The organism is Blautia sp. DFI.3.45, from assembly GCF_020593505.1.
In the GTDB taxonomy this organism is placed as follows: domain Bacteria; phylum Bacillota; class Clostridia; order Lachnospirales; family Lachnospiraceae; genus Blautia_A; species Blautia_A wexlerae.
The window spans coordinates 50973-62326 of record NZ_JAJDMI010000022.1 but is presented as its reverse complement, the minus strand read 5'-3'; the positions used below and the strand labels follow the sequence as shown (position 1 = coordinate 62326).

General features: G+C 42.9%; 10 protein-coding genes. 3 read left to right on the top strand and 7 right to left on the bottom strand.

What is annotated here, in order from left to right:
• Positions 1–242: 242 nt before the first annotated feature.
• Genes LJE09_RS09600 through LJE09_RS09590 form a run of 3 tightly spaced genes read right to left on the bottom strand, consistent with a single transcriptional unit; the run spans position 243 to position 2671 of the window.
• Entirely contained in the window at positions 243–761 is a 519-nt protein-coding gene (locus LJE09_RS09600; RefSeq protein ID WP_227311252.1) for a nucleoside-triphosphatase, read from the bottom strand.
• 55 nt (positions 762–816) lie between these two features.
• Positions 817–1623, bottom strand: a complete 807-nt coding sequence (locus LJE09_RS09595) for an ABC transporter ATP-binding protein (protein ID WP_025578960.1) — start codon at positions 1621–1623, stop codon at positions 817–819.
• Between the two features lie 4 nt (positions 1624–1627).
• Positions 1628–2671 (bottom strand): FecCD family ABC transporter permease, encoded by a 1044-nt coding sequence (locus tag LJE09_RS09590; RefSeq protein WP_025578959.1) that lies wholly within the window; start codon positions 2669–2671, stop codon positions 1628–1630.
• A 169-nt stretch (positions 2672–2840) separates the two neighbouring features.
• Here LJE09_RS09590 and LJE09_RS09585 point away from each other — a divergent pair, with 169 nt between their 5' ends.
• Positions 2841–3965 carry an ABC transporter substrate-binding protein gene (locus tag LJE09_RS09585; protein WP_025578957.1) on the top strand — a complete coding sequence of 375 codons (1125 nt, stop codon included), beginning with the start codon at positions 2841–2843 and terminating at the stop codon, positions 3963–3965.
• A 90-nt stretch (positions 3966–4055) separates the two neighbouring features.
• On the opposite strand, the gene LJE09_RS09580 is transcribed toward LJE09_RS09585, so the two are convergent.
• From LJE09_RS09580 to LJE09_RS09565, 4 genes are all read right to left on the bottom strand, one after another.
• Positions 4056–4916: a TylF/MycF/NovP-related O-methyltransferase gene (locus LJE09_RS09580; RefSeq protein WP_008708066.1), complete on the bottom strand. Its 861-nt coding sequence runs from the start codon at positions 4914–4916 to the stop codon at positions 4056–4058.
• The gene (locus LJE09_RS09575; RefSeq protein ID WP_055059910.1) at positions 4913–5938 is read right to left on the bottom strand and encodes an XdhC family protein; all 1026 of its coding nucleotides are present in this window, start codon (positions 5936–5938) and stop codon (positions 4913–4915) included. The genes LJE09_RS09580 and LJE09_RS09575 overlap by 4 nt, the downstream gene beginning before the upstream one ends.
• A gap of 69 nt (positions 5939–6007) precedes the next feature.
• Positions 6008–7081: a histidine phosphatase family protein gene (locus LJE09_RS09570; protein WP_227311250.1), complete on the bottom strand. Its 1074-nt coding sequence runs from the start codon at positions 7079–7081 to the stop codon at positions 6008–6010.
• Complete coding sequence (locus LJE09_RS09565) at positions 7074–8003, bottom strand: NTP transferase domain-containing protein (RefSeq protein WP_055059912.1); 930 nt, start codon at positions 8001–8003, stop codon at positions 7074–7076. The genes LJE09_RS09570 and LJE09_RS09565 overlap by 8 nt, the downstream gene beginning before the upstream one ends.
• Before the next feature lie 210 nt (positions 8004–8213).
• On the opposite strand from LJE09_RS09565, the gene LJE09_RS09560 reads away from it, so the two are divergent.
• Both LJE09_RS09560 and LJE09_RS09555 read left to right on the top strand, forming a co-directional pair.
• The gene (locus LJE09_RS09560) at positions 8214–8474 is read left to right on the top strand and encodes a hypothetical protein (RefSeq protein WP_008708070.1); all 261 of its coding nucleotides are present in this window, start codon (positions 8214–8216) and stop codon (positions 8472–8474) included.
• 36 nt (positions 8475–8510) lie between these two features.
• Positions 8511–11273 carry a molybdopterin-dependent aldehyde oxidoreductase gene (locus LJE09_RS09555; protein ID WP_055059913.1) on the top strand — a complete coding sequence of 921 codons (2763 nt, stop codon included), beginning with the start codon at positions 8511–8513 and terminating at the stop codon, positions 11271–11273.
• Positions 11274–11354: the final 81 nt, after the last annotated feature.

Below are 11354 nucleotides of genomic sequence, written 5' to 3'. Positions count from 1 at the left end.
ATTGGAGGCTATTTGCTAATATGTCCCTAAGTTGACGCTAGGTTGACCACATTGGGGTCGGACTCGAACGGGTTCGATCTACGCTTCGCTCCGGTCGTTGCTAAACGCGTGCCACTGGCACGCAGCAACCTCTAACGCACGTAAAACCGCTAGAAATCAAGGCTTCTAGCGGTTATTTTTTTACTTGACAAGGCTACTTGACCCTTTGGTTAGTTCCGATGGCATAGCCCCGGGAGTAATCATTAAGGAGAAGAAATTTTACATTGAATGTAATTGAGTAAAGCTCTGTCATTCCGATTGTCTTCAGAAATTGTAATGATTTCAACCTTTGGGTGATTTACAATTTCAGGCCAGAAAGATTCTGCAGGTTCCTGTAATACCCCTAAAATGGGAGTCTGCCCATCCAAAAGGTTTAAGATTTTTTTACGAAATAAAGTAGCGTCTGCTTCATGTGGACCAAGTTCATCCATAACAATTAAAGAGCAGTCAGAACACATGGAAAGAATATTGCATCCAAGAAGATCAAAGGTATCGGCAGTGTGTTCATCTGTTTTTCCGCATAAAAACAAAAGATTAGATTCGTTTGGGAATTCCTTCTCTTTTAGATGGTACATATGAACTGAATACTGATTCTTTAGATAGTCTTTTGTGCGGACAGTCAGGAATCCATCAGCGGTTTTCTTATAATCATCCAATATCTTTTGGATCAATGTAGATTTTCCAATGTGTTTTTTACCAGTTAAAAATATATGTTGAGTCATAGTAAAGTCCCATTTCATTTTATTTTATAATAGTTCCATAATTGTAACCCACGTATCATTTCTCATGAACTGTTTTGGCTGAGCTGTTTACCGGTAAACAGATAGTTCGTTCACGGCCATAGCGGTCGTGTGTAGTTATCACATCCATTTCAATATCGTAAACAGATTGTAAGGTTTCAGATGTAATGATTTCTTTGGGAGAGCCAAATCCCATAACCTTTCCGGATTTCATGAGAAGAACTTTGTTTCCCACGGAAAAGGGATGCTCAGGACTATGTGTTGACATAATAATGCAATATCCCTGGTTGGCCAGCCCTGAAATTACTTCCATGAGAAGCTGATGATTTGCATAATCCAGATTGGCGGCTGGCTCGTCCATGATGAAGATTTTTGCAGACTGACAGATTGCACGGGCAATTAAAACCAATTGCCTTTGTCCTCCGCTTAAGGAAGTATATTTCCTGTTGGCAAGAGGCAGGGCATTTACTTTCTCCAAGGCAGCAAAAGCTGCTTCCTGATCAGGCTCTTTTGGGGTTTCAAATGCGGAGAAATGAGAAGCACGCCCCATAATTACTATATCAAGAACTGTATAGGCAAATACAGGGGAATGATATTGGGGAATATATGCAATCATATTTGCCAGTGTTTTGGTTGTAAAGTCACTAATATTTTTTCCGGCTATCTTTATTTTTCCATTAGAAACAGGAAGGGAACCTAATATCATGCGGAACAGAGTGGTCTTTCCACAACCATTAGGACCAAGCAGACAAAGCACATCACCATAGTCTGCGCTGCAGCTGATACCTTTTAAAATATCACCATTGCCGTAACCGCCAAAAACATTTTCAATTTCCAGAAGCATATAATTACGCGCGCTCCTTTCGTTTGATGATAAGATAGATAAAGAAGGGGGCGCCCATGATACTTGTGACAACGCCAAGTGGAAGTTCCATGGACAAAAGGGAACGGGAAATATCATCAACAAGTATCAGATATCCGCCGCCAAGGATCGCACTTGCAGGTATCAGCCTTCTGTAATCAACGCCAACCAGTGCACGTGCCAGATGGGGGATCATCAGCCCGACCCATCCAATCAATCCTCCAAGACAGACAGCAGCGGCGCTGAGTAATGTGGAAGCGACTATAAAAATCAGACGATATTTACGCACATTGATTCCTAAACTTTTGGCTTCTTCTTCATCCAAAGTCAGCAGATTGATCTGCCATCGAAAAATAAAAATCAGACTTAATCCAATGATCATTGGAAGAACACTCCAGGAAAAGGATTTGGTTGTGGTTTTGGTTAAGCTGCCCATAAGCCAGAAAGTAATTTGTTGGAGAACATCATTAGGGTCTGCCACATATTTGATCATTGTGACACCGGCATTGCAGAGTGACATGATCATAGTTCCGGTCAGAACAAGACTGAGAGTCTGGGAATGTGCGGATTTTCGGCTGATAAGATAGGATGCGGCTACTGCGGCTACACCACCTGCAAAAGCAGAAAGTTGAATCATCCAGTTGGAAGCTCCGTTTAAAATTGCAAAAGCAGCTCCGAGACTTGCACCGGAAGAAACTCCAAGGATATCCGGAGATACCAGTGGATTGCGAAACATTCCCTGATAGGTTGCACCTGCTACCGAGAGGGAAGCACCAATAAATAAAGCAGACAGAATACGGGGCAGACGGATATTCCAGAATATGGTAACTGCCTGGGGTAAAATATCTCCTTTAAAACCAAATTTTGATAAAAATGCATTTAGTACCTGCACTGGTGTAAGCGGATAATATCCCACCCAGAATGAGAGTACTATAATGATAAACAAAAGTACCAGCATAACCGCCAACAGCAGAACATATCGTCTTTGCCGGGCAGTAGCTGCTTTTTTTTCATTAGCTGTCAGATTCATAATCATTCATCCTTGTAACTTGACTGATCAAATTTACGGTGTTATACTCAGAAAAACCGAATTGTTTTTAAAAACTATTCGCATATACATTATAATACTTAAAAATTGTATAGTCAATTTCAATAAGCGTCAATTATGAGTAATGCGGAGAAAAGAAAGGAGAAAGTTTATGAAAAAGCACAGACAACTTTTGGCTCTGCTTATATGTCTGGTGATGTCAGTCAGTCTTTTAACAGGATATTCTGAAACGAAGGCTGCTACTGAAGAGCAGGCGCAGAGTGGGGAGCAGGATGCCACGCAGGAAACTGCTGAAACCCGTGAGATCACAGACATGGCAGGAAGAAAAGTAACGGTCCCTGCAGCAGAAAATATTGAATCTGTTTTTTCAGCAGGTCCGGTAGCTGCAATTTTTCTGTATATGGTTGCACCGGATAAGCTTCTTGGGTGGAATTATGAACTGAATGATGTTGAGAAATCTATTATTCTGGACAAATATCAGGATCTTCCTAATTTTGGAATGGGTGATGCTGTCAATTATGAAGCAGTAATTGCTGCCAATCCTACAATTGCTATTAATAGTGGAAAGATTAATGATACAATGGTTTCTGATTGCGATGCGTTATCAGAAAGCCTTGGAATTCCGGTTGTTGCAGTAGACAATGAGCTTAATAATTCTGCGGAAGCTTTTCGTTTTATGGGCGAACTTCTTGGCGTAGAAGATCATGCAGAAGAGCTTGCTCAGTATGCGGAGCAGGTATTTACTGATATTAATGCACTTTCAGATATTCCAGAAGAAAAGAAAGTCAGTGTATACTTCGGTAATGGAGAGGATTCACTGGAAACTGCACCCAGGGGATCCCAGCATGCACAGATCCTTGATGCCATCAATGCAGTCAATGTTGCAGATCTGGAATTGGGAGATGGATCTCGTGTTCAGATTTCAGCAGAACAGCTTCTTGCATGGGATCCGGATGTGATTGTTGTAAATGGTGAACCAAAGGCAGATAAAAGCGGAAATTCTGCAGCAGAAGATATCCTGAGCAATCCTGATTATGCTTCACTAAAAGCAGTACAGGACCAAAAGGTTTATGGAACTCCTAATGCACCGTTTAGCTGGGTGGATCGTCCGGCAGGACCAAATCGTCTGATCGGTATGCGATGGTTCTCAGCATTGATTTATCCGGAATATATTAAATGTGATATCAATGAAGAAATACATAAATTTTTCGATCTTTTTTATCATGTTGATCTGTCCGATGAACAGTTGGAAAATGTTCTGAAAGGAACTTTATAAAGGTTAGGCATGGACGTGGAAAAGGGCTATACAATAAATAAATGAAAAAGAAACGCTGGTTCCGGTAAATACCGGTTCCGGCGTTTCTTTTTATAATTTTCGGATCATTGCGCTTCCATGCAGATCGCATACAGGATCTGCAAACAGATGGTTTTTCAGACAGAATTCCCCGACCGCTTTTCGACATCCGGAAAACTGTGTACTGTACACATCGTGGATCAGGAGAACTCCTCCGGTGGCCAGGCGTTCATAGAACAGAGGAAGTGCGGCTGCAGTTGGAGCATAGAGATCTGCGTCCAGAGATACAAAACAAAAAGTTTCATCTGTGACATCGGAAAAGGTATCCGGAAACCATCCTTTGTGGATCACAGTACGTGTAGGATCAGGCATAACATGAAGAACAGAGTCAATATCAGTAGAAGAAAAATCACCTGTTTTGGCACGGGACAGATTACCGGAGGCTTCTATTGTGATATCCTTTTCTGAAAAGCCCTCAAAAGTATCAAAAAGATGGATTTTTCGGTCTGGAAAGGCTGCACTGATCAGGGAAGAAAATTCACCTCGAAAAACACCTAGTTCTGCAACATTTCCCGGAATATCCAATTGATAGATCTGCTCAGATAAAAGACGCATAACAGCAACCCGTGCGTCAAACATGCGAAGGACGGAGGGATCACGAAAAGGTCCGTGATAACCTAAGTTTTCCATCTGCTTTATCATAGAATTGCGCCGTTCTTCATCCAGAACTCCCAGGATGACCAGATCCGGGAGAAGTGCTGCTGCAGTATCCGGAGAACAGACTGGAATATTTCCAATATATGATCCGTGTTTATGGGGGTCATTATCAGCAAAGCACAGGAGCTGACAGGGACTGCTGAGAAGTCTTGCGGTCATTTGTCCAATTTGTCCGGCACCAAATATTACAGTTTTATATACTGATTTTGCCATCATTTTGATGTATCCTTTCTGTCAGCGCGAACCTGGATCATCTGTCCTGTGATGGAGATGGCGATTTCAGCCGGTGTTTCTGCTTTGATCTCCAGTCCTATAGGTGAGATGATACGGTTTAAATCTTGTTCATTAATGTTGTATTCTTCAATCAGACGGCGAAATACAGCAGCTTTTTTTGCACGGCTTCCAATGACGCCTATATAACATGCAGGTGTAGCGAGAAGCTGTGCCTGTACAATGGTATCATAGGAATGTCCACGTGTCATGACGCAGCAATAATCAGCAGCTGTAATAGAAACATACTGGTCCAGATGGTTGAAATCACAAAGTATTGTTTCAACTGCTCCTGGGAAAAGAGCAGGATTTGTAAATTCCGGCCGGTCATCCAGGACAACACAGCGAAAATCAACGCTTGCAAGGATTGGGACAAGCTTTTGTGAGACATGTCCGCCGCCGAATACATAGACAGTTCCTGAGGTTCCAATCTGTTCAGAAAACAGATCATAATCTTCACTGTGATATCGGTGTGGCTTTAGAGACAAAGAAGATAATACAGAAGAAGGAACATTGGCAGTTCCGATGAGACCGCATGCAGGACTGTAAAGGCTCACACCGGAGGTGGTGAGAAGATCGCAAATCAGCCAGAAATCTTTTCGCTCTTCATAGAATTTTTCAGCAGTTTCCGTGATTTCCATAATAATCGGATCGTTATGATCAAGATACTGGAAAAAGGCCGTAACATCACCACCACAGATCATACCAATATTTTCAACATCTTTATGATTCAGCCGGAATTCATGCTCGCAGGATTCCTTTTTTTCAAGAATATCCAATGCCATACATTCAGCACGATATTCTACAGCTCCACCTCCGATGGTTCCGGAAATTCTGCCGTTTTTTCCGACCAGCATGCGGGAACCGGCACCTCTTGGTGTAGACCCTGAGGATGCTGTAACGGAAACAAGTACAAGATCGTTTCCCTCCAGGAATTGTTGTTTTATTGTCTGAAATAATGTTCTCATATAATAAAATACCTCCTAACTAAATTAAGTGATTTTTCTGCTCCAGTTGTGTACGTCTGCCCGCCTGAACTAAAGCGTGATATGGCAGAGTGATTGTATAATGTCCTGCAGTTTGCGGGCTTGTTCTAACTGCTGCTCATGAGCTTTGCGAGCTTCCGGACTTTTGCATTTACTCATGCTGTCGGCAAATCTTTTTTCTATGGTTACACGCTGTGTTTCCTGAATCAGTTTATCAGCCAGAAATACAATAGCTGCTTCATCCAGCGTGGCTTCCAACAGACCATGGTGCTGTGAAATGATCTGGCTGATCTCAGGATAACCTAACTGTAAGAAAAGTTCACCGCCTGTTTTTGTGTGATGCCTCTGAAGTCTGGCAATATCATGCAGAAGTGCACCGGAGCGAACAAGCTTCTGGTCAAAGATATAACCATTGGATTCCAGCATATTGCATAAACAACAGGCAAGTTCAGTAACAGCATCACTGTGAGCTTGTACATGACGGGGCAGAGAAACAGCATTGCGAAGCCTGAGACATAGTCCGTCATTTAATTCAGGATGAGGCAGTATATAACTGGGATCAGAGAAAGAAATATTATTTTTTTCATTCACTTCCAGATGATAGTAAGAGCCGCAGGGCAGACGAAACTGCTGCCTGCTGTACATATCAGAATGTAATGCATGTAAATAAGAAGAGATTACATCTGTATGAGTTACCACTGCAATATCACCTTCAGAAGCGCAAAGAATCTTATGAACTGCCTGCGAAAAGCGAAAACCAGATGCAGCAGGAGTTTCTGCTCCCGGGATCGGATGATCAGGGTTATTCCCACGCGCTTTATAAATGTCCGGCCATCTCTGGCGTATTTCATCAAAAGAAAGGCCATCCCATTCTCCCAGATTTCGTTCTGACAGATCAGAAACAATGATATGTGGAAGCTCAGGTGCCATATGGCCTGCTGTCTCAACAGTTCTTAACAAAGGACTGCAGTATACCCCTGATATTTTATCGGACAATTCTTCATTAAGAAGGACTGCCTGCAGATGTCCAAGCATGGATAGAGAGAAATCTGTCTGTCCTACACAGTAAGAATGTTCATCCGGATACTGTGGTTTTCCATGCCGGACCAGATAAAGGTTACGCATTTAAAAACCCTCCGAAACATTCTTCAAATATTTTTTTTGAACAGGAACGTGTTTCTTCTGAAAAACGGGCATATCGTTTCAGAAATTCTTCGCCGTATGGTGTCAGTTCGCTATGGCTTCCCCTTGTACCGCCCTGGCTTCTGATGATCAGAGGTTCATGAAGCTGTGATTCCAGGGTATGGATCAGGTTCCAGCTGGTAGAATAGGAAATGTGCATGCGCTCACAGGCATCGCGGACAGATCCTGTTTCATGGATCAGTGTAAGCAGCGAATAGAGTTTTTCATCAAAAAAAACTTTTTCCCGGGCTAGCTGAATATGGATTTCAGAACGGATCAGACTCTGGTTGTGTATGCGGAGAAGTTCAGCATAATCCTCTGGTGTATCAGCATCATGAATAATACCAGGATCCTTTACATTAAGATAATACATGGGTTCCCCGCAGTTATCCACAGCACCTTTAAGTCCTGATTTTCCGTCATCACTTAGGATGGAATCAATCAGTGTGGAACGGATCAGAATGGGATGACCGGGATTGCCATTACAGACCGGAGTTACAAGGGGACGCCCCAGAGAGAGCATTTGAGTGACTGTCTGGGCTGTGAACAGCGGAACATCAACAGGTGTAAAGAGCACCGTATCCACTTTGTCTTTCAGATACTCAAGTCCGATTCGGACAGAATCAAACATATGAGTGTTTGCATAGTTCTCATTTCGAAGAAAGACTACATTATTGGAAGCCAGGTGGCATTCCAGAACATCTGCATGATATCCGGTTACCACTACTACTTTGGAGATTCCGGCCTGCCGGAAATTATTGATCACGCGCTGTGCGATGGAAATGGAGCCAAGCTGAAGCATGGGTTTAAAGTCTACCATTCGTGATGATTTCCCCGCAGCCACGATGAGGGCGCCTGTCTGCATTTAGATACCTCCTTCTTTCAATGATATTATACAAATTTGATATTATTATAACATATAAAAGAATAAAAATAGTTAAAATTTTAAATAAAACAAAATAAAATTGTCTGCAATATATAAAATAGCCAACTATTAATTATTTGTAATTTGTATAATTGTGCAAAATTATGGTAGTATGGATATATAAAATAACGTGGACAGGAGAACTTTTTTATGGATAAGATTTTTGAGATTACCGCAAAAGAAGTTACTGTACAGGTAAAAGATGAGCGTACAGGGGTTGTATATAGCCGGACGCTTCCCATCGATTATTATGAGAATGCAAATGTTTTAAAGCTCAGCGGTGAGAATCTGGACGGGAGCAGCTCTTCCATTGTTTTCTATTCCGCCAGAGGAATAGAGAGACTGAAAGATCTGACAGGCAGGGGAGCTGACCATGATTCGTGCGGAACACATAAGCCTGAAGATCAGTAAGATTGAAATGAATTTTTTTAAAAGGAGGAATGGGACATGATTAAAAAGACATTGAAGATTAATGGTGTTGAGAGAATACTTATTCTTGATAAGGATGAGACACTGGCGCAGGTGCTCCGTGATCACCTTCTTCTTACAGGATGTAAGATTGGCTGCGGTGAAGGTCACTGTGGAGCCTGTAATGTTATTATGAACGGAAAAGTCACAAGATCCTGTATCTACAAGATGAGCCGTGTTCCCGATCATGCAGAGATCACAACCATTGAAGGTGTGGGAACACTTTCTGATATGCATCCGATCCAGGTTGCATGGATGGCATATGGATGCGCACAGTGCGGTTTCTGTTCACCGGGATTTATTATTTCAGCAAAAGTGCTTCTGGACAATAATCCAAGTCCTACCCGTGAGGAGGTAAGAGACTGGTTTAACAAACAGCGTAATCTCTGCCGTTGTACAGGCTATAAGCCGCTGATCGATGCTACTATGGCTGCAGCAGCAGTTATGCGCGGCGAGATGACAAAGGAAGACCTTGTGTTCAAACAGACAGGTGATTCTATTGTTGGAACAAATTATATCCGTCCGTCAGCAGCACAGAAGGTAACAGGTACCTGGGATTTTGGTGCAGATGATGCATTAAAGATGCCATCAGGAACACTTCGCCTTGCTCTTACACAGGCAAAGGTTTCTCATGCAAATATTCTCAATATTGACACAGCAGAAGCAGAGAGTATGCCTGGTGTTGTTCGTGTTATCACAGCAAAAGATATTAAGGCAGCAGGCGGAACCAATAAGATCAATGGTCTTGTAATGCTTCCAAAACACAACAAGACAGACGGTTTCGAACGTCCTGTACTTTGCGATGAAAAAATCTTCCAGTTTGGTGATGCGATTGCCATCGTAGCTGCTGATACAGAAGAGCATGCAAGGGCAGCAGCAGAAGCAGTTAAAGTTGAGATCGAAGAGCTTCCTGCATATATGAATGCAATGGATGCCATCGCACCGGATGCGGCAGAGATTCATCCCGGTATTCCGAACGCATTCTTTGAGACAAACTGTATCAAGGGTCCTGATTTTGACTGGGACAGCATTCCGGATTCACAGCAGGTTGAGATCGAATCTTACTGTTCACGTCAGCCTCATCTTCATCTTGAGCCGGACTGCGGTTATGGTTACATTGACGAAGACGGTATGATAACTGTTCATTCCAAATCCATTGGTATCCATCTGCATATGCCTATGATCGCTGATGGTATCGGTGTGCCAATGGAGAACTTACGAATTGTTCAAAACCATGCAGGAGGAACCTTTGGTTACAAGTTCTCTCCTACAAATGAGGCTCTGATCGGCGCTGCTGTTAAGATCCTTGAACGTCCTGTGTCTCTGGTATTTAATCAGTTCCAGAATATTACTTATACAGGAAAGAGATCCCCTGCATTTATGAATATCAAGCTTGCAGCAGATGAAAATGGTAAGCTTCTTGCACTCTGGGGCAATAACTATGTGGATCATGGTCCATACTCAGAATTCGGTGATCTGCTTACAATGAGACTTTCCCAGTTTACAGGTGCAGGCTATGGAATCAATTCTATCCGTAACAAATCTACAACAGTGTTTACAAACCATGCATGGGGTTCAGCATTCCGTGCTTACGGATCTCCTCAGTCTTATATGGGATCTGAGATTGCGATAGATGTTCTGGCTGCAAAGATGGGAATCGACCCCTTCGATATCCGTGAAATGAACTGTTACAAAGAATCAGAAGGCAGTACGATCCCTACAGGTTATCCGCCTGAAGTATACTGTGAAGAAGAACTGTTCAAGACAGCTCGTCCACTGTATGAAGCAGCTAAGAAACGTGTGGCTGAAAAGAATGCAGCTTCTGATGGCAAGATCAAATATGGTATCGGTGTATCTCTCGGTGTATATGGCTGTGGTCTTGATGGTGTTGATACATCAAACGCATTTGCAGAGCTGAATCCGGATGGAACAGTTACAATGTATGCTGCATGGGAAGATCACGGACAGGGCGCTGATATGGGGGTTCTTGTATCATCACATGAAACACTTCGTCAGGCAGGAATCAGACCGGAACAGATCAAACTTGTTATGAATGATACCAAGACATGTCCTAATGCAGGTCCTGCAGGTGGATCACGTTCACAGGTTATGTCAGGTAATGCATGTCGTCTGGCAGCAGAAAACCTTGTGGCAGCCATGAAGAAAGAAGACGGAACCTTCCGTACTTATGATGAGATGGTGGCTGAGGGTCTTGCAACAAAATATGAAGGTAACTGGGTGACAACCTTCTGTGCAGATCATCCGATCGATCAGGATACAGCACAGGGTGATCCGTTTGCAACCTACATGTATACGATCTTCCTTCCGGAAGTTGCTGTTAATACAGAAACAGGTAAAGTTAAAGTTGAAAAATTCACCTGTGTGGCTGACGTAGGTACCATCATGAACAGACTTCTTGTAGAAGGCAACTTCTACGGCGGCCTTGTACAGGGTATTGGTCTTGCTCTTACAGAAGATTTCGAGGATCTGAACCATGATACTTCTCTGAAGAACTGTGGCATTCCGTATCCAAATGATGCGCCGGATGATATTGAACTTCATTTCAATGAAACATATCGCCCAAGCGGTCCTTACGGTGCTGCCGGCTGTGGTGAGGCTCCGCTGGATGCTCCTCATCCTGCAATCCTGAATGCGATCTACAATGCTACAGGCGCACGTATCACACGTGTTCCTGCCCGTCCTGAAAAGGTTCTTGCAGCATTAAAGGAACTTGAGAAATAACTGTCAGTATAATTTTATCATGTGATATAATAAGGGGAGACGGGAGACTGTCTCCCCTTTGGAAATGAAAGGAGTATCGGG

Excerpts from the sequence above, each read along its gene's own strand:
- LJE09_RS09600 (WP_227311252.1), bottom strand. The coding sequence starts at position 761 with ATGACTCAACATATATTTTTAACTGGTAAAAAACACATTGGAAAATCT.
- LJE09_RS09595 (WP_025578960.1), bottom strand. The coding sequence starts at position 1,623 with ATGCTTCTGGAAATTGAAAATGTTTTTGGCGGTTACGGCAATGGTGAT.
- LJE09_RS09590 (WP_025578959.1), bottom strand. The coding sequence starts at position 2,671 with ATGAATCTGACAGCTAATGAAAAAAAAGCAGCTACTGCCCGGCAAAGA.
- LJE09_RS09585 (WP_025578957.1), top strand. The coding sequence starts at position 2,841 with ATGAAAAAGCACAGACAACTTTTGGCTCTGCTTATATGTCTGGTGATG.
- LJE09_RS09580 (WP_008708066.1), bottom strand. The coding sequence starts at position 4,916 with ATGATGGCAAAATCAGTATATAAAACTGTAATATTTGGTGCCGGACAA.
- LJE09_RS09575 (WP_055059910.1), bottom strand. The coding sequence starts at position 5,938 with ATGAGAACATTATTTCAGACAATAAAACAACAATTCCTGGAGGGAAAC.
- LJE09_RS09570 (WP_227311250.1), bottom strand. The coding sequence starts at position 7,081 with ATGCGTAACCTTTATCTGGTCCGGCATGGAAAACCACAGTATCCGGAT.
- LJE09_RS09565 (WP_055059912.1), bottom strand. The coding sequence starts at position 8,003 with ATGCAGACAGGCGCCCTCATCGTGGCTGCGGGGAAATCATCACGAATG.
- LJE09_RS09560 (WP_008708070.1), top strand. The coding sequence starts at position 8,214 with ATGGATAAGATTTTTGAGATTACCGCAAAAGAAGTTACTGTACAGGTA.
- LJE09_RS09555 (WP_055059913.1), top strand. The coding sequence starts at position 8,511 with ATGATTAAAAAGACATTGAAGATTAATGGTGTTGAGAGAATACTTATT.